Consider the following 19,282-nt stretch of genomic DNA (forward strand, 5'->3'; position numbering starts at 1 on the left):
GCGCGGTCGGGCCGATCTCCGAGCCGCCGCACAGACGAACTCGTCGATCAGGCGAACTCGTCGATCAGCTCGGGCACCACGTCGAAGAGGTCGCCGACGATCCCGTAGTCGGCGATGTCGAAGATGGGCGCGTTCGGGTCGGTGTTGATCGCGACGATCGTGTCCGACCACTTCATGCCGGCGACGTGCTGGACCGCGCCGGAGATGCCGACCGCGATGTACACGTCCGGCGTGACGACCTTCCCCGACTGGCCGACCTGCCGGTTCTTCGGCAGCCAGCCGTTGTCGACGATCGGCCGCGAGGCCGACAGCGTCGCGCCGAGCGCGTCCGCCAGCTCCTCGACGAGTTCGAGGTTCTCCTCCTCCTCGATGCCGCGCCCGACCGACACGAGCACGTCGGCGTCCGCGATGTCGACGTCGCCGCCGCCGACCTCCTCGAAGCCCGTGACGCGCGCCCCCGACTCGGGGAGGCCGATCTCGGCCGCCTCGACGGTCGCGTCGCCGACCCCCTCGGCGGGCGGCCACTCGCCGCCGCGGACCGTGAGGACGAACCGGTCCCCGGCGACGTCGACGGTCGTCTCCACCTTCGAGCCGTACATCTCGCGGGTGACGGTGAGCCCGTCGTCGTACTCGATCCCGACCGCGTCGGTCACGAGCGTGACGCCGAGCGCCTCGGCGAGCGCGGGCGCGTAGTCCAGCCCGTTGACGGAGTTCGGCAGTACCACCGCGCCGGCGTCGAGCCGGTCGGCGAGTTCCGCGGCCGCCGCCTGGTAGGCGTTGTGGTCGAACTCCTCGCCGTCGTCGACGGCGTGGATCGCGTCGACGCCCTCGCGGTTCAGCTCCTCCGCGAACGCGTCGACGTCGCCGCCGACCACGGCCACGTGGAGGTCGCCGCCCCGCTCGTCGGCGAGCTCTCGCCCGGCGGTGATCGCCTCGTACGACACGTCCCGGAGGTCTCCGCGGCGGTGTTCGGCGACGACGAGTACGCTCATCACGCGCTCACCCCCTTCTCCCGTAGGACCTCCGCAAGGCGACCCGCGGACTCCCCGGCGTCGCCCTCGATGATCTCCGCGTCCGACTCGCTCTCCGGCTCGTACATCGATGTGATCGTCAGCGCGCTCTCGACGTCGTCGGCGGTCAGGCCGAGGTCGGAGAGGTCCTTCGCGGCGATCTCCTTGCGCTGCGCCTGTCGGATCCCCCGGAGGCTCGCGTACCGCGGCTCGTTGAGCCCGGTCTGGACCGTCAACACCGCCGGGAGGTCGACGTCGGTCAGCTCCTCGACGCCGCCCTCCAGCTCGCGGTGGACGTGCGCGATCCCCTCGTCCGCGTCGACGTCGAGGTGGTTGACGACCGCGGCGTGCTCGAAGCCGATCCGCTCGGCGAGCGCGACGCCGGTCGCGCCGAAGCCGGTGTCGGCCGCCTGAACGCCGCCGAGGATCAGGTCCGGCTCCTCCTCCTCGACGACGGCCTCGAACAGGTCCACCTTCGAGGCGACGTCAGGGAACGACCCCTCCAGCGCGTCGTCCCAGACGCGGACCGCGCGGTCAGCGCCCTTCGCGAGCGCCATCCGTATCGTCTCCTCGGAGCGCTCCGGGCCGACGGTGACGGCGACGACCTCGTCCGCGACCCCGCTCTCTGCCAACTGGACGGCGGCCTCGACGGCGTAGTCGTCCCACTCGTTGAGGTCGTACTCGAGGTCGGACTCGGCGATGTCGGTCCCCTCGATCGCGAAGTCGTCGTCCGCCTCCGCGACCTCCTTGACGGTCACCAGAACCTTCATGATCGATACTGGGCCGCTCGCCGTGTAATGGTTTTCGGAACGCGCGACGGCGGACCAGCGGTTTCCTCCCTCTCCGATCGAGGCTCCGGCCCGTCGACGCGGCCGCTCAGTCGTCCTGTCGGGGCGCTCAGTCGTCGACGCGGCCGCTCCCGTCGGCGTCCTCGCCGTCTCCGTCGTCGGGCAGCGAGATGAGGTTCTCGCGGCCCAGCCGGAGCTTCTCGACGCGCCCCTCGTCGGCCATCGCCGACAGCAACTGCGACACCTTCGCGTCCGACCACCCGGTCTCGGCGACGATGTCGGCCTGTCGCATCCGGCCGCCGCTCTCGTCGAGGAGCCGCTCGACGCGCTCCTCGTCCGACAGCAGCGAGAGGTCCGGTCCGTCATCGTCCGCCTCCTTGGCTTCTCCGGCGTTCGTCTCGGGGCCGCCGTCCCCGTTCGGACCGGGGTCCCCGCTCCCATTCGGAGTGCCGTTCCCGCTCCCGTTCGGACCGGTGACGGGACTCGGGCCCTCGTCTCTCGTCCCCGTCTCGTCGCCGTTCGCGACCGCTCCGCCGGCCTCGGCGTCCTCCGCGTTGATCCGGCGGTATCCCACGACGCTCCCGGCGACGAGAGTCGCCGCGAGCAGGAGCGCGGCCAGCATCGTGCCCCACGGCGGCGTGCTGGCGGGCCCGTAGACGATCGCCACCGGCTCGCCGCCGTCGAACGTCTGGGGGCCCTCGATGATCACGTCGCCGTCGGAGAGCCGCGTCACGGCCGTGCTCGGTGTTCCGGTGACGGTGTACCCCTCCGGCGTCGCCACCTCCAGCGTCTGCGACGCTTCGAGGCTCCGGAGCCACGTCCCGTTGCCCGGCGTCGTCAGCGCGTCGCCGAGCACGAGGCTCTCGCCGTCCTGCGCGAGAAACGCCGTCCAGGTGAACGTCAGCCGCAGTTCGCCGACCGCGACGGCGTCCTCCGTCGCCACGTCGAACTCCTCGGTGTCATCGTGGACGACGAACTCGCGGTCGACGTCCCGAATCGACATCGACCGGTCGACGTTGCGGTTCGCCTCGCGCCGGAACCCCTCGAACAGGTCGGCGCTCGGGCCGACCTCGCCCGCCCGGAACCGCTCGCCGGCGGTCTCGAACGCGTCCGTCTCGTTCTCGTCCGCCAGCGAGTACCGGACCGCCACGGTCCAGTCGGCGCTGCGGTCGGGGTTCAACTCGACGAGGATCCGCGTCGCCGACGGCGACGTGATGGCGTCGTCGGTCTGCTGTCGAAGCGCCGTCGCCCGGCGCTCGACGGAGGGCGACTCGGCGGGACGCGGCGCGTCGCCGCCGACGGCGGCGGTCGGCGGGGATTCGTCCGCGTGGGGGGTGGAAGGGACGGCGACCGCGCCGCCGACCGCAGCGCCCGCGCTCGCTATCAGCGCGAACGCGACGGCCGCGACCAGAAGCGCGCGAAGAGCGGGGTTCCGCATACGTCTCGGCCCACTCGCGCGCCGGGCAAAACGCTTTCCATACGCTATTTTTTGACACGAAACCAGTCGAATGTCGCCGCTGCCGTCGAATGTCGCCGCCGCGTCCGCCGCCGCCGCTCCCATCGCCGTCGACGGTTCGGTCCGCACGGGTGGACTCGCCCGACGACCGGTCGCAGTAGGTGGATTTTTTGTGTCACGGGGCGAATCGACGGACGATGAGAGCCCTCCTCGCCGCCGTCGTCGCGGTCCTGTTGCTCGCGGGACCGGTCGCGACCGTCGCCGCGCCGGGCGCGTCCCCGTCGTCCGGCGGTTCGACCGTTTCCCACGGTTCGAGCGCTGTCGCCGACTCGACAGTCTCCCCCGGTTCGGGCGTCCCTCCGGGATCGTCGTCGCCAGTCACCGAACAGGCGTCGACGCCGCAGATAGACCGGTCGAACCTCACGCTCCGCACCCTGTCGACGCCGCCGGGCGCGGAGACGCGCGTCGGCACGTACTCGCGCGGCCCGGACCTCGGATCGTCGCTCGGGTTCGCGACCGCGGACGCCGACGCCGCGGTGGAGACCGCGGCCGTCGTCAGTCGGATCGAAGACGCCGACTCGACCGTCGAGCGCCAACAGCAGATCCTCGCGGAGATCAACCGGATCGAGCGCGCGGAGGTGGCGCTCGAGAGCCGGCAGGCGAACGCCTTCGCCGCGCACGCCGCCGGGGAGCTGTCCGACCGCGAGCTGGTCGACGAACTCGTCCGGATCGCGGCGACCGCCCGGGAGTACGACGAGCGCCTCGACGAGATCGACGCGCTCGCCGAGGCGACCGACGGCTTCAGTTCCCCGAGCCGGCTCGACGAGCTCCAGGTGGCGCTACAGGTGTACGAGGGGCCCGTCCGCGAGCAGGCGCTCGCGACCGCCAGGGGAGAGTCGCCTCAGACCGACATGTACGTCGCGTCGAGTCAGGGCGCGGTCGTGCTCGCGACCGCCGTCGACGGCGAGTACGTCCGCGAGGTCTTCCGGACGGACCGCTGGGACCGCGGCGGCGGCCCCATCTCGAACGATCTGGCGATCGAGGTCACAGAGGCGGCGTACCCCGAGACGGCGGCGCTCCGCGAGCCGGACGCGTTCGGCGCGGGCGCGGTCCAGCGGATCACGATCCCCCACGAGTTCGGCACCCTCCGCACCTTCGTCAGCGGGGGGACCGAGCGGGTGTTCGTCGAACACCAGCGGATCGATCTCGCCGCATTCCCCGACAGCGAGTCGCTCTCGGAGAGCGGCGACGGGTTCAACGTCACCGTCGAGCGGACCTACCCCGGCGGCCCGGTGACCGTCACCGTCCGCGACGACGAGACGGGCGAACCGGTCCCCGACGTCACGGTCACCAAGTCGGTCGGCGACGGCGACAGTCAGGCCATCGGCGCGACGAACGAGGCCGGGGTCGTCCGGACGCTCTCCCCGTCCGAGGCGTACCGCATCACGGTCGTCGACGAGCCCCGCGTCGTCGTCGTCGGCGACATCGAGCCGCTGCCGACGCCGAGACCGGTCGGCGACGAGTGAGGCCCCTCCCGAACTGGGCCGGCCGGCCGTGCGACTCCTTATGTACGAACCCGCGCCACCACCGCCGTGTCACCGGTCGTTCGCCGCGACGGTCGCGGAATCGCTCCCGTCGCGGGCGTGCTGCTGATCGCGATCACGGTCGTGCTGGCCGGCGGCGTCGCGACTGCGACGCTCGACGCGCCGAGCGACCCGCCACCGTCGGCGGTGCTGTCCCTGTCGGCGACCGACGACCGCGTCTCGATCTACCACCGCGGCGGCGATCCGATCGACGTCGCGGCCGCGACGGTCCGCGTCCGGGTCGACGGCGAACCGCTCGACGAGCAGCCGCCGGTCCCGTTCTTCTCGGCGACCGGGTACCGTCCGGGACCGACCGGGCCGTTCAACGCCGCCAGCGGCGATACGTGGCGCGCCGGCGACACGGCGACGTTCCGCGTCGCCGGGACGACCCGACGCTCGCCCCGGGCCGGACGGTAACCGTCGAGATCGCGGTCGACGGGCGGCCGGTCGCGTCGCTGGAGACGGTCGTCGAGCCCGAGTGAGAACGGCCTCGCGGCGGGACCGAGGCCCTAGTCGTCGGCGGTCGTCTCGGCGGCGTCCGCGCCGTCCGCGTCGCTCGCTTCGTCGCCGTCCGCGTCGTCCGCCTCGTCACCTCCCGGGACCCGAGCGACGGTCGTGATCGCTCGCGGGCTCTGCGGGGTGGCCTGCTGGATGTGGTGTTCGAACTCCTCGTAGCCGGCCTCGGCGAACATCCGGTCGGCCTCGTCGGCGTCGTAGAACAGCATGATCGCGTCGGCCACCCGCTGGAGGACCGGGTTGTGCGGGTAGTCGGGACCGACGACGAGCACCTGTCCGCCGGGCTTGGCGACCCGCCGGAGTTCGCGGAGCCCCTCGACGGGGTTCGGCCAGTACTCGATCGATCCGGACGACCAGACCACGTCGAACGCGTCGTCGCGGAACGGGAGGCGCTCGGCGTCCCCGCGGTAGAAGTTCACGCGGTCGTGTCGTCCGAACTTCTCGAACGCCTTCTCCATCTGGTGGATGCTCTGATCGAGCCCGTGGACGTCGTCGGCGTGTTCGAGCAGGCCCTCGGTGCCGAACCCGGTGCCGCACCCCACGTCGAGGACTCTCGGGTCGTCGCCGAACTCCAGCCACGAGAGCGCCTCCGCGCGCATCTCCTCGTTCCAGTTGAAGCTGTTAATCCGGTCGTACACCTTCGAGAGGTACTTGTAGAAGAGCCGGGCGTTCGACTTGTCCTCGAGGATCCCCATTTGCCGATTCCTTGGGCCGCCCGCCCCATAACGACACGGATCCGCGGGCGATTTTCACTCCCCGCCCACGGCCCGCTTCCGGTCACATCTTCGACCGGTCCGCCCGCTTCCGGTCGGCTCTCCGGCCGCCGGACGGCCCGCTTCCGACCGGCTTTTCCGCCCGCCGCCCCTCCGTCGGGTATGGACCCGACGACGAGCGGTCGGTTCCGCGTCCACGACCGCCGCCAGCGGCCGGATATCGACGGCGACCCGGACGCGGGGACCAACTCGACCCCGACGGCCGACGCCGAGGAGTTCGTCCTCGTCGAATTCCCCGACGGGCCGGTCGACCCGACCACCCCCGACGCCGAGGACCGGTACGACCCCCTCTACGCGGCCGCCGAGGGGTACGAGGACGACCTCGCGGACGCGGTCGACGGGCTCCGTCCCGGCTTCGTCGTCGACGCGACGCTCGCGTGGACCGACGGCTCCGCCCGCTTCCGCGAGGTCGAGGTCGTCCGCGAGACGCGGTTCCGCTTCGCAGACGACGTCGAGGGGATGTTCGAGGCGGCCGTCGAGACCTGGGAGCAGATCCGCGCCGAGGGCGAGCCGGTCGGCTCGATCACGACCCGCTCGAACGACGGCGACCCCAACGGCGCGCTGTACCTCTTCGCGGACGGCCCCGGCGGCGACACCTTCGAGGAGGTCCGGTCGGGCCGGCTCCCGGTCGAGCCGCTCGTGGCGCGCGTGAACGACTCCCGCGAGGACGACGACCCCCGGGAGGTGTTCGTGTTGCGCCCGGCGGCACACGAGTTCGTCGCCGTCTACGTCGTCTTCGACCGTGACGGCGTCCTCGCGCAGACGGTCCGGGACACGTACGACCTCGGTCCCGGCCTCGCCGCCGGGCTCGACGCGAGCTACCCGACCGACGACGACTCCGGGGGCGACGACCTCGGCGGAGGAGACTTCCGTGGAGACGACCTCGACGGCGACGATCTCGACGGCGAAAACAAAGACGACGACTTCGACGCGCTCGATCGCCTGTAGACGACGATCTCCGCTTCTCCGTCCTGCCCTGCCCTACAGCCAGTCGGCGTCGGGGTCGACCCGGCCGTCCGGCGTCTCGCCGTTGAGGACGGCCGCCACGTCGGCCGCGCCGCTCCGGTTCAGGTCGTCTCTCGCCTCCTCGCTGTACCACGCCGCGTGCGGCGTGACGAGCGTGTCGTCGCGGCCGACGAGCGGGTCGCCCTCCGGGGGTTCCGCTTCGAGCACGTCGAGCCCGGCCGCCTTTATCCCGTTAGTCTCCAGCGCGTCGAGCAGGGCGTCGGCGTCGACCACCGGCCCGCGGCTCACGTTGACGAGGACCGAGTCCTCGCTCAGCCGCGCCAGCGCGTCCGCGTCGACGACCCCGCGCGTCGCGTCCGTCAGGGGCGCGTAGACGCCGACGTGGTCGGCGCGGTCGAACAGGCCCTCGAAGTCGACTTTCTCGACGCCGTGCTCGGCCATCTCGTCGGCGTCGACGAACGGGTCGTACGCGACGAGGTCGGGGTCGAACCCGGAGAGCTGTTCGGCCGCCCGCTCCGCGATCGGTCCGAACGAGAGGAGGCCGATCGTCGACGCGCTCACGCGCCGGACCGGCGCGCCAGCCTCCCAGCTCCACCCGCCGCCGTCGACCGAGTCGTCGTACGGCTTCAGCGAGCGCAGGCAGGCGAAGAGCAGCGAGACGGAGTGGGTCGCCACCTCCTCGGTACAGTAGTCGGGGACGCGGGTGACGGTGACGCCGCGCTCGGCCGCCGCCGCGACGTCGACGTTGTCCACGCCGACGGCCGAGCGGACGACGACGTCGAGGTCCACGGCGTCCAGCGCCGCCTCCGTGACCGGGGTGTTGATGTCGGTGACGACCGCGTCGGCACCGGCGGCCGCCTCAATCAACCGCTCGGTCGACCCCATCTCCGCGACCTCGACCTCGACGGGGCCGTCGACGGCGTCGGCGAGGACCTCGCGGTACGTCTCCGGGTCTATCATCGGGAACGCCGACAGCACGACTCTGGGCATACGCGGCGCTTCTCGGCCGACCCACTTGACCCCTGCCACTAACGCTGTCAGGCCCTCATACGTCCGTTTCGATCGTGAGGGACCGAATCGACCCGCTCCGTTCCGATGGCTCTTTGCGGCCGCCGGCCGTACGCCAGGCCGTGAGCGACGAGCCATCGAAGCCCCCGATGCTGGTCCTGCTGGAGTCGCTGTCGTTCTACCGCAACGCCCGGGTCGGGGCGGCGGTCGGCGCGCTGCTCGCGGTGCTTTTGTACCTCGTCCGCACGCTCGAACTGCTCGGGCCGGTGATCGACACGCGCGAGTACCCGCTGTTCGGCCCGGACGTCTGGTTCCTCCTTCTGGCGTTCGTGCTGGCGGCCACGTCGGCGCTGTCGGTCGCGATCGCTCTCACGATCGCCGCGGCGGTCCGCGGCGCGCGGGAGACCGACGCGGAGCGGCCGGAGTAGTCGTTCGGAGCGTCCGGGGTGACCGACACGCGCCGCTCCGGGCCGTCGACACGAAAGACGAAGAGATCGGAGCGATCGACGGTGAGGCGTCAGTCGGCCGTACAGGAGGCCTCGCTCTCGTCGGCGGTGAACTCCTGTGCCGGCTCCGTGAGCTTGTAGAGGTTCTGTCTGGCGTCCGCGAAGTAGACGTCCTCGTCGACGACGCCGATGCCCTCCAGCCGTTCGAGCGCGTATCGGACGGTTCGCGCCGACAGCATCGACTCCTGGACGATCCCCTTCTGGGTCAGCGGTCCGTTGTATTCGAGCACCTTGAAGACGAGTTTGGCGCTCGGGGGGAGGTCGTCGAGGCCCTCCGTTTGGGTTCCTTCCATCGTTACGATTCGAAACCACACACGCTCATAAATGTTGATGGAGCACCCCCGCGAAAACGCCGTTTACCGGAGATATACGCCGCATTTTGCGTTCAAAACCAGTAATTATTGCTGGCTTCTACCCGCTAGACTGACCAGTCAGTCAGCGATTCGGCTCGCGCGCGCCTCGGCCGCGGCGGCGCGCACCCGACGGACGACTGCGGATCGGCCCCGAGATCGGCTCGGACGCAACCGGCCGACGCCCGGAACGAACGGTTTTTCACGTGCGCTCGCGGATCCGAAGGCATGAGCGACGACTCGGGCCTGTCCGACCACGCCCGCGGCGTGGTCGTCACGACCATCTGCTGTCTCGCCGGCATCGCCGCCGGCCTCGTCTCGGCCGCCTACGTCGGGACCGACCCCGCCGCCGCCGCGAGCACCACCGCGGTCTTCGTGCTGGGCGCGTTCGTCATCGTCCAGTACCCGGTGTTCAAGGCGGTCGGCGTCGGCGACCTCGGCATCAAGGACAACCTCTACGTGGCGTTTCTCACGTTCACCCTCTGGTTCATCAGCTACACGGTGCTGCTGACCTCTGCCGTCGATCTGGGGGTCTGAGATGGCCGACGACAGCATCGCGGTCGTGGACCTCGACCGGTGTCAGCCCGACCGCTGTAACTACGAGTGTATGAAGGACTGCCCGCCAAACCGGACGGGCAAGGAGTGTATCACGAAGCGGGGCGAGGACGCGGCGGAGGGCGACCCCGAGCAGATCCACATCTCCGAGGAAATCTGTCTCGGCGAGTCCTGCGGCATCTGCGTCAACTCCTGTCCGTTCGACGCCATCGAGATCATCAACCTCCCCTCGGAACTCGACGACGACCCGGTCCACCGCTACGGCGACAACGCCTTCTCGCTGTACGGCCTCCCGACGCCGGAGCCGGGCAGCGTCACCGGCATCCTCGGGCCGAACGGGATCGGGAAGTCGACCGCCGTCCACGCGCTCGCCGGCGAGATGGTCCCGAACCTCGGCGACCACGCGGCCGACGGCGACTGGGAGCGCGTGCTCGACCGCTTCCGCGGCACCGGGCTCCAGAACTACCTCGAATCGCTGAAGGACGGCGAGGTGACCGTCGCGCGCAAGCCCCAGTACGTCGACCAGATCCCGAACCAGTTCGACGGCAACACCCGGGAGCTGCTGGAGCGCACCGACGAGCGCGGCGCGCTCGACTCCCTCGTCGACCGGCTCAACATCCGCCCGGTGATGGACCAGGACATCGACTCCATCTCGGGCGGCGAGCTCCAGCGCGTCGCCATCGCGGCGTGTCTCGCGCGCGACGCCGACTTCTACTTCCTCGACGAGATCACCCCGTACCTCGACATCGGCCAGCGGATGATCGTCGCCCGGCTCATCCGCGAGCTGGCGGACGACGACGCCGCCGACCGGTCGATGCTCGTCGTCGAGCACGACCTCGCCATCCTCGATCTCCTCGCCGACACGCTCCACGTCGCGTACGGTGAGCCGGGCGCGTACGGGGTCATCACCGACCCGAAGTCGGTCCGCAACGGGATCAACGAGTATCTCAAGGGCTATCTCGACAACGAGAACATGCGGATCCGCCCGTCGGCGATCACCTTCGAGGAGCACGCGCCGCGGGTCGCTTCGCGGAGCGAGACGCTGATCGAGTACCCCGACCTGACGAAGTCGTACGGCGACGGCGAGTTCGAACTCCGCGTCGAGGGCGGCGAGATCAACCGCTCCGAGGTGCTCGGCGTCGTGGGCCCGAACGGGATCGGGAAGTCGACGCTCGCGAAGCTGTTCACCGGCGACTTGGAGCCCGACCAGGGCGAACTCGACTTCGCGCTCGACATCTCCTACAAGCCGCAGTACATCGACATCGACCAGCACATGCGGGTCGACGCGTTCCTCGCCTCGATCACCGACGAGTTCGGATCCTCCTACTGGAACACGGAGATCGCCCAACCGCTCCAGCTCGAACGCGTGATGGAGCAGAACCTCTCGGACCTCTCCGGCGGCGAGCGCCAGCGCGTCGCCATCGCGGCGTGTCTCTCCGAGGACGCCGACCTCTACCTCCTCGACGAGCCTTCCGCGCACCTCGACGTGGAACAGCGCGTGCGGGCGACGACCGCGATCCGCCGCTACGCCGAGAACCACGACGCGACGGTGATGGTGGTCGACCACGACATCTACATGATCGACCTGCTGGCCGACCGCCTGATGGTGTTCGACGGCGAGCCGGCCGAGCGCGGGCGCGCCGCGCCCCCGCAGGAGATGCGCGCCGGGATGAACGACTTCCTCGCGGACCTCGACATCACCTTCCGCCGCGACGAGCGCACCGGCCGCCCCCGGATCAACAAGCCGGGGTCGCAGCTCGACAGCCAGCAGAAACGCGACGGCGAGTACTACTACTCGGGTTGAGCCGCCGCCTCCGTTTTCGACGCGCCCGTCGCAGGTCCCGGTCCGACCTGCGGTATCGAAGCGATTAAGCCCGGAACACGCGAACGCCGGCACATGAGACACCTCATCGTCCGCGGCGACCCGGGGATCCGGCGGGACGCGGTGATCGAACACGACGGCGAGGAGCTGGTCTGTTTCGGCATCAACGTCCAAGGCGGCTGGCACGGCCCGGACGAGCCGCAGCTCTGGTGTACTGTCGGCACCGAGGACGAGCGAGAGGCCTACGACAAACGCGAGTACGTCCCGCACTGGCTCGATGTCGAGACCGTCGACGCCGAGGACCTCGACGTGATCAAAGCGAAGGGCGAACTCTCCGTCTGATCGGACGCGAACTTCCGAACCGCCCCTTCTCGGCTCTCCTCACCCCTCTACCGGCGGGTCCGCCAGCCACGCTTCGATGGCACCGGCCATCGCGCCGCGGCGGTGGATCTCCCCGGTCTCGGGGTCGACGACCGTGCTCTCGGTCCCGGGCGTCTCGCCCCCATCGATCACGGCGGCGACGCCCCCCCGGATCCGGTCGCCGAGGTCGTCGGGACGCGTGACGCTGCCCGTTCCGGACACGTTGGCGCTCGTCGCGGTGAGCGGGCCGGTCTCGGCGAGCAGCGCCCGCGCGATCTCGTGGTCCGGCACGCGGATCCCGACGCGGTCGCGGCCGGCGGTGAGCGCGTCCGGCACCCGGTCGTCGCGCTCGACGACGACGGTCACCGGCCCGGGGAGGAACGCCCGCGCGAACGCGACGGCCAACTCGGTCGGCCGCGTGTACCGGAGCGCGTCGTCCACGCTCGCGACCCCGAGCGAGAGGGGGTCGTCCCGGTCCCGCCCCTTCAGTTCGAAGACGCGTTCGACGGCGGCGGCGTCGAGCGCGTCAGCACCCAGCCCGTACACCGTCTCGGTCGGGTAGACGACGAGATCGCCGCGCTCGACGGCGGTCGCCGCCGCGCGCAGCGCCTCGGTTCGATCCGGCCGGTCGTCGCTCGTGTCGGCAGTCACGTGCGTCCGTTCGTCGCGGAGTTGAAAAAGGGTGACGCGTGTGCGATATCCGGACTAACCGACAGCGTTCGGCCGCTCAGTCGACGAGGTCGGCGACCGCGTCGTCGATCGCCTCGGCGTCGGGGAACGCGGGGTGCTCGTCCGCGACCCACGCGTACTCGACGGTGCGGTCGGCGTCGAGGAGGAACACGGCCGGCCGGCTCTCCGTGACACCGGTCATGCCGTCGATGTCGTGGGCGAGCCCGTACTCCTCGATGACGCCCGCTCCCGGGTCGGAGAAGACCCGGACGCCGTCGCCGCGGTCCGCAAGCAGGCGCTTGTGGGCGTACGGCGTCGAGATGGAGACCCCGAGGACGTCCACGTCGGCGGCCCAGCCGTGGTCGTCGACCGTGTTGTAGAGGTACGTCCCCTGGAAGGCCCCGTCCATGGGGTGGAAGAGCAGGAGCGTCGGCCCGTCGACGGCGTCGGCGAGCGCGCGGTCCTCCCAGTACTCGTCGTTCACGAGCGGGCGGGTGAAGTCCGGTGCCGTGTCGCCCTCGGCGACGTGGTCCGTCTCGGGCAGGGAGACGACGTCGAAGTCGACCATCTCAGGCACCCCCCTCGCCGTACGTCCCGTTCAGGTACTCCACGATGTTCGCGCTCTCCGACATCGTGACGCCGGTCTCCCGGTCGACGATCGCGGGGACGCTCCGAGCGCCGGAGACGCGCTTGACGACGTTGCGCTCGGAGTGCATCGGCTCGACGTATCGGGAGCGGTACTCGAGGTCCAGCTCGTTCAGCGTCCGGACCACGCGCTCGCAGAACGGACACGCCTGAAGCCGGTACAGGGTGATCTGTGGCTCGCTCATGCGCCTCGATTCGCCCGCGAGACGGGTAATCGTGTCGGCAGCGGCACCCTCGGGTGAGGGTAGCCGAAGGGAACGCTTTAATCGCGGGGCGACGGATGACAAACGAATATGGGCTTGTCGTCTAGCGCAGCGGTGGTCGACGTCCTCCAGATACCGATGCCGGGTGACGGCGTCGTGACCGCCCTCGGGGTCGTCGCGATCCTGCTTTTGGTCGGGCTCTCGGCGTTCTTCTCCTCGTCCGAGATCGCGATGTTCTCGCTGCCGCAACACCGCATCGACAGCCTCGTCGACGAGGGAGTGACGGGCGCGGAGACGATCCGCGACATGAAACAGAACCCTCACCGCCTGCTGGTGACGATCCTCGTCGGCAACAACATCGTCAACGTGGCGATGACCTCCATCGCGACCGCGCTGTTCGGGATCTACCTCTCTCGCGGGCAGTCCGTGCTTGCGACGACGTTCGGGATCACGACGCTCGTGCTGATATTCGGCGAGAGCGCGCCGAAGTCGTACGCCGTCGAGAACACCGAGTCGTGGGCGCTCCGGATCGCCCGCCCGCTGAAGCTCTCCGAGTACGCGCTGTACCCGCTCGTCGTCCTCTTCGACTACATCGTCAAAGGGGTCAACGCCCTCATCGGCGGCTCCGCGGCCATCGAGTCGACGTACGTCACCCGCGACGAGATCCAGGACATCATCGAGACCGGTGAACGGGAGGGCGTCATCGAGGAAGAGGAACGGGAGATGCTCGACCGCATCTTCCGGTTCAACAACACCATCGCCAAGGAGGTGATGACGCCGCGGCTCGACGTCACCGCGGTCGCGAAGGAGGACTCCGTCGAGGAGGCGATCGAGACGTGTATCCAGGCCGACCACGAGCGCGTCCCCGTCTACGAGGGGAACCTCGACAACATCATCGGCGTGGTCACCGTCCGCGATCTGGTCCGCGAACTGCGCTACTCCGAGGGGACGCCCTCTCTGGAGCGCGTGGTCAAGCCCACGCTCCACGTCCCCGAGTCGAAGAACGCCGACGAACTGCTCGCGGAGATGCAGGACAACCGCCTCCAGATGGTGACGGTCATCGACGAGTTCGGCACCACCGAGGGGATCATCACCCTCGAGGACATGGTCGAGGAGATCGTCGGCGAGATCCTCGAAGGCGACGAGGAGGCCCCCGTGGAGTTCGTCGAGGACAACGTCGCGGTCGTCCAGGGCGAGGTGAACATCGACGAGGTCAACGAGATCCTCGGGATCGACCTCCCGGAGGGCGAGGAGTTCGAGACGCTCGCCGGCTTCGTGTTCAACCGCGCCGGGCGACTCGTTCAGGAGGGCGAGGAGATCGAGTTCGACGGCATCCGGATCCGCATCGAGCGCGTCGACAACACGCGGATCATGTCCGCCCGCGTGACCGTCCTCGACGGGGCGGCCGCCGCGGACGACTCGACTGCCTCAACGGAGGCGACCGACCCCGTCGAGGGGAACGCGGTCGCGGAGGCCGACGGCGACGGCGAGTCCGCCCGCGGCGACGCGGAGTAGGGTCCGGTCCGAGGCGCGACGAGAGTCGTCTCGGTCCGCTCGACCGTTCGTTTATCAGTGATCGATTGGCGACTGGCGGCGAACACCGCCGAAGCCCCAGCCGCTCCGCGATATGTGGTTGCTTATAAATCACAGATCGACCCGAGCACCGCCGAAGCCCCAGCCAAGAGGCGGTCCTGCCCGCTTCGCTGTCGTTCGAACACCGAAGGTTCTCGTGATGACGGGAATCTCTGATTCTCGAACCACGCGGGCTGTGACTTCCGTGCTCCCGCTCGCTTCGTCGCCGGCGTCCACGCCGGCTGCCGGTGGCGCTCCGCGCCACGCTGCTGGCGGGAACGCGCGGCAACCGGGCCTCACGCCTCCCCAGCCTCGTCGCGGCCGCTTTTAAGCTGCCGCGACTCCCTCGCGCGGCGCTGCTTCGCGGTCGCCCGTGGCGACCGCTCGCAGGCGCGCGCCACCGCAGTCGGATTTACACCTAATCGTTCCTCGCCGACGGTCTGTCGTTCGACAGGGGATACGTGAAGCCGTCCGTCCGCGCGGCTATTTAAACGGCGTAGGCGCGGGCGGCCGCGACGAGCGCCTTCCGGTAGTCGCTCTCCGAGGGGTCGTGTCCGAGGTCGAGGAACCGGTCTTTGAACGCGTCCACGTCGACGGCGTCGGTGTCGCTGCCGGCGGCCCGCGCGAGGTCGTAGATCCGGTGGTTGCGGCCGGCGATGTCGTGTCGCTCGACCAGCGCCAGCGCGAACGCGGCGTTGACGGCCGTGATCTCCGGGTCGGCCCCGGCCGTCACCGGCGGCGAGCCGGTGCGCGACACGTCGGGCCGGTCCGCGACGGCGGCCGCCAGCGTCGATTCGAGGAAGCCGAGGAGCTTGTCCGCGGGCGCGACCGAGAGCGTGATGTCGTCGGCGTAGATGTCTTTCATGTGGTTCGCGATCTGGTAACAGTGCGCGAGCTTGCGCCGCTCGACCTTCTCGCCGGAGAGCCCCAGGTACAGCGCCTCCTCGGTCGACTGGAGGTGCGAGGGGTGGCCCTCCTCGTAGCGGGCCATGTGCGCGAGCTCGTGGATCGCCAGTTCGCGCGCCATCGCGCTCGTGGCGGCTCGCCGCGAGACGTTCAGGACGTGGTGGTCGTCGTAGTGACCGGCCCAGGTCCGCTCGTCGGGGTCGTCGCGGACCACGACGCGGACCGGCGCTTCGACGGAGCGCTCGGTCTCGAAGAGGTCCGCGGCACCGAGAAACGGGTCGGGGGGAACGTCCCCCTGGACGCGAAGATCCATGCTTACAGTTCACACGGGTGCGGGCGGTAAGTCTCTTGCGCTCGTGGAACTTCGGTTCGTCGGTCGCTCGGCCGAGTCGCCTACGGCGTTCGGTTCCGGACCGTTCCGACGACGAGGTAGACGACCGGCGTGTCCAGCACGGCGATCGCGAGCTTGAGGAGGTACTGTCCGACGCCGAGCGCGAGGAGGACGCTCCCGGGGAGCGGGGACCCGACGCCGAGCAGGATCGGGGCGGCGTAGAAGGCGACGCCGACGAAGATCACCGTGTCCAGCGCCTGACTCGTCGCCGTTGACGCGAGGTTGCGGAGCCACAGCATGCGCTCGCCGGTGCGGTCGCGGATCGCGTGGAAGACGAACACGTCCCAGTTCTGGCTGACGACGTACGCCAGCAGGCTGCCGACGACGACGTTCGCCGCCGGTCCGAGCGCGGTCTGGAAGGCGGCCGACACCTCGGGGTCGACCCCGGGCGCTGCGAGCGTCGTCCACACCAGGGCCAGCACGAGGAAGTTCGCGAGGAACGCCACGTTGACGACGACCTGCGTGGCGCGCCGCCCGTACAGCTCCGCGTAGCAGTCCGACGCGAGGAAGGTCAGCGCGTACGCGAGCGCGGCCCCCGGCAGCGTGATCTCCGGGCCGACGACCGGCAGCGCGAACGGGAGCGGCAGGGCGAGCACCTTCGCGGCGGTGAGCTGCGAGGTCGCCAGCGCCACCGTGAACAGCGTGATCAGCCCGACCGCCGCGACCGCCGACCGGTCTAGCGGGTCGGTCCGGAAGGGACTGCTCGCCTCCCCGGCCCGGCTACTCATCGGCGTCCTCCGTCGCCTCGGCCCCCGTCGCCGACGCGTCGTCGTCGAGCCGGTCGTGGCGGGCGTCGATCTCGTCGAGCAGGTCGAGGTTCTTGCGAATCGACGCGCGCACCGCGTCGCTTCGGTTCACGAACTTCCCGTCGTCGCCGACGTGTTCGTCGAGGTCGGCGAGCAACTCCGCCGGGATCTCGACGCTTATGTTGGGCATACTCGCGTCGTGAACGTCGCGCGGCTATGAACGTTATTATCCGTGGATTATTGGAGTAGCACTAAGGCCGCCGATCCGGGACCAGCACCGACCCGGCCGACTCGTAAACCATCACGTTCAAGTGAGTTTACGAGTCCGTTCAGGTATGGCAACGAACACGGAGTCCGTCGACCTCGTCGGCGACGAGGCGGCGACGAACCTCGCGCGCGCCGCGCTGTTCGCGGCGCTCGTCGGGGCGTTCGCGTACGTATCGTTCCCGTTCCCGCTGTCGCCCGCACCGGTGACGCTACAGGTGCTCGGCGTCTTCCTCGCCGGGATCTTCCTCGGGCCGCTGTGGGGCGGCCTCGCGCTCGCCCTCTACCTCCTCGCGGGCGCGCTCGGCGCGCCGGTGTTCGCCGGCGGCTCCGCCGGGTTCGCGGCGCTCGTCGGAGACAGCGCCGGCTACCTCTGGTCGTACCCGATCGCGGCCGCGCTCGTCGGCGGAATCGTCCACCGCGGCCTCGCGCTCCGGGACCTCGACGCCGTCCGCCTTCCGACGCTCCTCGCCGCGACGGTCGTCGGCACGCTCGTCATCTACGCGCTCGGCGTCGTCGGACTGGTCCTCTCGCTTGACCTCGCGCTCGGCGAGGCGGTCTTCCAGGGCGCGGTGGTGTTCCTCCCGGCGGAGGCCGCGAAGATCGCCGCCGCGGTCGGGATCGTCCGGTCCGACGCGATCACCGCGGCCTGACGCCGTGATCGACGCCGACGGCCTCACCGTGCGGTACGGCGGCGGCCCGAGTGCGGAGGGCGACCCCGACGCCGGCGTCGTCGCCGTCGACGACGTCTCGCTGTCGCTTCCCGACGGCGAGTTCGTCGCGATCGCGGGCGCGAACGGCTCCGGCAAGACGACGCTCGTGCGGACGTTCAACGGGCTCGTCGACCCCGACGCCGGCGCGGTCGCGGTCAACGGGACGCCGGTCGCGGACGACGCCCTCGCCGCCCGAACCGCGGTCGGCATGGTGTTTCAGGACCCCCGGGATCAGATCGTCTCCGCGACCGTCGGCGGCGACGTCGGGTTCGGGCCGGAGAACCTCGGACTCGACCGCGCCGAGATCGACCGCCGCGTCGATGCCGCGCTCGACGCCGTGAACATGCGAGGCCGCGGGGACGACCGGATCGCGTCGCTGTCGGGCGGCGAGCGCGAGCGCGTCGCGATCGCGGGCGCGCTGGCGATGGAGCCGGACCACCTCGTGCTCGACGAGCCGTTCACCGGACTCGACGAGCCCGCGCGCCGGTCCGTCGTGGCTCGGCTCCGCGACCTCCGCGCCGACGGCGTCGGGGTCGTCGTCGTCACCCACGACCTGCGCGACGTGCTCGCGCTCGCGGACCGCGTCGTCGGCCTCGCGGACGGGCGGGTCGCCGTCGACGCGCCCCCCGAGCGCGCGGTCGCCGACCTCCCCGGGCTCGACGTGCGGGTGCCGGCCGCCTTCGAGGCGGAGGGCGACTCGTCGTCGACGGGAACAGATCCGGCGTGACCCTCTCGTACGTTCCCGACGGCGCGCTCGCGCACCGGCTCGACCCCCGGTCGAAGCTCCTCGTTCAGGTCGCCTTCGCGGTCGTCGCGTACGCGTACACCACCCCTCGCGGACTCGCCGTCCTCACGCTCGTGGCGGCCGGCTGCCTCGCGCTCGCCGGGGGCGGGCCGCGGGACCTGTGGGCGTACCGGTTCGCGCTTCCCTTCCTGCTCGTCGCGCCCCTCGTCGCGGGCGCGACCGTCGGCGACCCCTGGTTCGACGTCGACGACGCGGCCGCGACCGGGCTGGCGAGCTACCGCGTGCTGTTGATCCTCGTCGTCGCGGCCGCGTACGTCCGGTCGACGCCGGTCCGGGAGTCGCGCGCGGCGGTCCAGCGGACGGTCCCGGGCAAGCCGGGGCAGTTCCTCGGGGTCGGCGTCGCCCTCGTGTTCCGGTTCCTGCCCCTGCTGAAACGGGACCTGCTGTCCGCGCGCGAGGCGATGCGGGCTCGGGGCGGCGGCGAGCGACCGGTCCGCGAGCGGATGCGGATCGTCGCGGTCGCGGGAATAAATCGGGCGTTCGGGCGGGCCGACCGCCTCGGGACGGCGCTCGTCGCCCGGTGTTTCGCGTGGAACCCGACGCTCCCGCGGCTGGCGTTCCGCCGCGTCGACCTCCCGGCGCTCGCGCTCGCGGCCGCGATGCTCGCGGCCGCGGTCCTGCGGGTCGCGTGAGTCGACCACCGTCGCCGGCGCACGCTCCCGAAACCGCGTGAAC

22 protein-coding genes and 1 pseudogene are annotated in these 19,282 nt (G+C 70.5%); 11 read left to right on the forward strand and 12 right to left on the reverse strand.

The window, feature by feature from the left end:
* Positions 1 to 47 precede the first annotated feature (47 nt).
* The 3 genes from C472_RS09520 to C472_RS09530 all read right to left on the reverse strand — a co-directional run bounded on the left by C472_RS09520 (position 48) and on the right by C472_RS09530 (position 3,236).
* Positions 48 to 995, reverse strand: coding sequence for an electron transfer flavoprotein subunit alpha/FixB family protein (locus C472_RS09520; RefSeq protein WP_152420631.1), 948 nt, complete (start codon positions 993 to 995; stop codon positions 48 to 50).
* Positions 992 to 1,780 carry an electron transfer flavoprotein subunit beta/FixA family protein gene (locus C472_RS09525; protein WP_006629615.1) on the reverse strand — a complete coding sequence of 263 codons (789 nt, stop codon included), beginning with the start codon at positions 1,778 to 1,780 and terminating at the stop codon, positions 992 to 994. The genes C472_RS09520 and C472_RS09525 overlap by 4 nt, the downstream gene beginning before the upstream one ends.
* 127 nt (positions 1,781 to 1,907) lie before the next feature.
* Positions 1,908 to 3,236, reverse strand: coding sequence for a helix-turn-helix transcriptional regulator (locus C472_RS09530; protein WP_006629616.1), 1,329 nt, complete (start codon positions 3,234 to 3,236; stop codon positions 1,908 to 1,910).
* A gap of 215 nt (positions 3,237 to 3,451) precedes the next feature.
* Here C472_RS09530 and C472_RS09535 point away from each other — a divergent pair, with 215 nt between their 5' ends.
* Together C472_RS09535 and C472_RS09540 are read left to right on the forward strand one after the other, a co-directional pair.
* Complete coding sequence (locus tag C472_RS09535; RefSeq protein ID WP_006629617.1) at positions 3,452 to 4,780, forward strand: DUF7096 domain-containing protein; 1,329 nt, start codon at positions 3,452 to 3,454, stop codon at positions 4,778 to 4,780.
* Positions 4,781 to 4,879: 99 nt separating this feature from the next.
* Positions 4,880 to 5,319, forward strand: a pseudogene (locus C472_RS09540) (type IV pilin N-terminal domain-containing protein).
* 27 nt (positions 5,320 to 5,346) lie between these two features.
* On the opposite strand, the gene C472_RS09545 reads toward C472_RS09540, so the two are convergent.
* Positions 5,347 to 6,048, reverse strand: coding sequence for a methyltransferase domain-containing protein (locus tag C472_RS09545; RefSeq protein ID WP_006629619.1), 702 nt, complete (start codon positions 6,046 to 6,048; stop codon positions 5,347 to 5,349).
* A 180-nt stretch (positions 6,049 to 6,228) separates the two neighbouring features.
* Between C472_RS09545 and C472_RS09550 the strand changes: the two genes are divergently transcribed.
* Complete coding sequence (locus tag C472_RS09550; protein WP_006629620.1) at positions 6,229 to 7,074, forward strand: DUF6663 family protein; 846 nt, start codon at positions 6,229 to 6,231, stop codon at positions 7,072 to 7,074.
* Between the two features lie 33 nt (positions 7,075 to 7,107).
* Here the strand turns inward: C472_RS09550 and C472_RS09555 are convergent, their stop codons facing one another.
* Entirely contained in the window at positions 7,108 to 8,082 is a 975-nt protein-coding gene (locus C472_RS09555; protein ID WP_006629621.1) for a C-terminal binding protein, read from the reverse strand.
* Positions 8,083 to 8,222: 140 nt separating this feature from the next.
* On the opposite strand from C472_RS09555, the gene C472_RS09560 reads away from it, so the two are divergent.
* The gene (locus tag C472_RS09560) at positions 8,223 to 8,528 is read left to right on the forward strand and encodes a DUF7536 family protein (RefSeq protein WP_449271987.1); all 306 of its coding nucleotides are present in this window, start codon (positions 8,223 to 8,225) and stop codon (positions 8,526 to 8,528) included.
* Between the two features lie 89 nt (positions 8,529 to 8,617).
* Here the strand turns inward: C472_RS09560 and C472_RS09565 are convergent, their stop codons facing one another.
* On the reverse strand, positions 8,618 to 8,899 hold the full coding sequence (locus C472_RS09565; RefSeq protein ID WP_004598013.1) for a MarR family transcriptional regulator: 282 nt from the start codon (positions 8,897 to 8,899) through the stop codon (positions 8,618 to 8,620).
* A gap of 285 nt (positions 8,900 to 9,184) precedes the next feature.
* Here C472_RS09565 and C472_RS09570 point away from each other — a divergent pair, with 285 nt between their 5' ends.
* From C472_RS09570 to C472_RS09580, 3 genes are all read left to right on the forward strand, one after another.
* The gene (locus tag C472_RS09570) at positions 9,185 to 9,493 is read left to right on the forward strand and encodes an EMC6-like membrane protein (RefSeq protein ID WP_006629623.1); all 309 of its coding nucleotides are present in this window, start codon (positions 9,185 to 9,187) and stop codon (positions 9,491 to 9,493) included.
* Between the two features lies 1 nt (position 9,494).
* Entirely contained in the window at positions 9,495 to 11,315 is a 1,821-nt protein-coding gene (locus C472_RS09575; RefSeq protein ID WP_006629624.1) for a ribosome biogenesis/translation initiation ATPase RLI, read from the forward strand.
* Positions 11,316 to 11,408: 93 nt separating this feature from the next.
* Positions 11,409 to 11,675, forward strand: coding sequence for an HAH_0734 family protein (locus C472_RS09580; protein WP_006629625.1), 267 nt, complete (start codon positions 11,409 to 11,411; stop codon positions 11,673 to 11,675).
* A gap of 39 nt (positions 11,676 to 11,714) precedes the next feature.
* Here the strand turns inward: C472_RS09580 and C472_RS09585 are convergent, their stop codons facing one another.
* From C472_RS09585 to C472_RS09595, 3 genes are all read right to left on the reverse strand, one after another.
* Entirely contained in the window at positions 11,715 to 12,344 is a 630-nt protein-coding gene (locus tag C472_RS09585) for an L-threonylcarbamoyladenylate synthase (RefSeq protein WP_006629626.1), read from the reverse strand.
* A gap of 76 nt (positions 12,345 to 12,420) precedes the next feature.
* Positions 12,421 to 12,930, reverse strand: a complete 510-nt coding sequence (locus C472_RS09590; protein ID WP_006629627.1) for a redoxin domain-containing protein — start codon at positions 12,928 to 12,930, stop codon at positions 12,421 to 12,423.
* 1 nt (position 12,931) lies between these two features.
* Entirely contained in the window at positions 12,932 to 13,192 is a 261-nt protein-coding gene (locus C472_RS09595) for a glutaredoxin family protein (protein ID WP_006629628.1), read from the reverse strand.
* 108 nt (positions 13,193 to 13,300) lie between these two features.
* Here C472_RS09595 and C472_RS09600 point away from each other — a divergent pair, with 108 nt between their 5' ends.
* The gene (locus tag C472_RS09600; protein WP_049906494.1) at positions 13,301 to 14,725 is read left to right on the forward strand and encodes a hemolysin family protein; all 1,425 of its coding nucleotides are present in this window, start codon (positions 13,301 to 13,303) and stop codon (positions 14,723 to 14,725) included.
* A 544-nt stretch (positions 14,726 to 15,269) separates the two neighbouring features.
* On the opposite strand, the gene C472_RS09605 is transcribed toward C472_RS09600, so the two are convergent.
* The 3 genes from C472_RS09605 to C472_RS09615 form a co-directional block, all read right to left on the reverse strand.
* Positions 15,270 to 16,001 carry a DUF5781 family protein gene (locus tag C472_RS09605; RefSeq protein ID WP_006629630.1) on the reverse strand — a complete coding sequence of 244 codons (732 nt, stop codon included), beginning with the start codon at positions 15,999 to 16,001 and terminating at the stop codon, positions 15,270 to 15,272.
* A gap of 80 nt (positions 16,002 to 16,081) precedes the next feature.
* The gene (locus C472_RS09610) at positions 16,082 to 16,807 is read right to left on the reverse strand and encodes a queuosine precursor transporter (RefSeq protein WP_006629631.1); all 726 of its coding nucleotides are present in this window, start codon (positions 16,805 to 16,807) and stop codon (positions 16,082 to 16,084) included.
* Positions 16,800 to 17,015: a ribbon-helix-helix domain-containing protein gene (locus C472_RS09615; protein WP_006629632.1), complete on the reverse strand. Its 216-nt coding sequence runs from the start codon at positions 17,013 to 17,015 to the stop codon at positions 16,800 to 16,802. Before C472_RS09615 ends, C472_RS09610 begins: the two co-directional genes overlap by 8 nt.
* 145 nt (positions 17,016 to 17,160) lie before the next feature.
* Here C472_RS09615 and C472_RS09620 point away from each other — a divergent pair, with 145 nt between their 5' ends.
* Genes C472_RS09620 through C472_RS09630 form a run of 3 tightly spaced genes read left to right on the forward strand, consistent with a single transcriptional unit; the run spans position 17,161 to position 19,239 of the window.
* Positions 17,161 to 17,742, forward strand: a complete 582-nt coding sequence (locus C472_RS09620; RefSeq protein ID WP_006629633.1) for a biotin transporter BioY — start codon at positions 17,161 to 17,163, stop codon at positions 17,740 to 17,742.
* Positions 17,743 to 17,746: 4 nt separating this feature from the next.
* Complete coding sequence (locus tag C472_RS09625) at positions 17,747 to 18,529, forward strand: energy-coupling factor ABC transporter ATP-binding protein (RefSeq protein WP_006629634.1); 783 nt, start codon at positions 17,747 to 17,749, stop codon at positions 18,527 to 18,529.
* Positions 18,526 to 19,239, forward strand: a complete 714-nt coding sequence (locus tag C472_RS09630) for an energy-coupling factor transporter transmembrane component T family protein (RefSeq protein WP_006629635.1) — start codon at positions 18,526 to 18,528, stop codon at positions 19,237 to 19,239. Before C472_RS09625 ends, C472_RS09630 begins: the two co-directional genes overlap by 4 nt.
* Positions 19,240 to 19,282 lie beyond the last annotated feature (43 nt).

Origin of the sequence: Halorubrum tebenquichense DSM 14210, from assembly GCF_000337415.1 — an archaeon.
In the GTDB taxonomy this organism is placed as follows: domain Archaea; phylum Halobacteriota; class Halobacteria; order Halobacteriales; family Haloferacaceae; genus Halorubrum; species Halorubrum tebenquichense.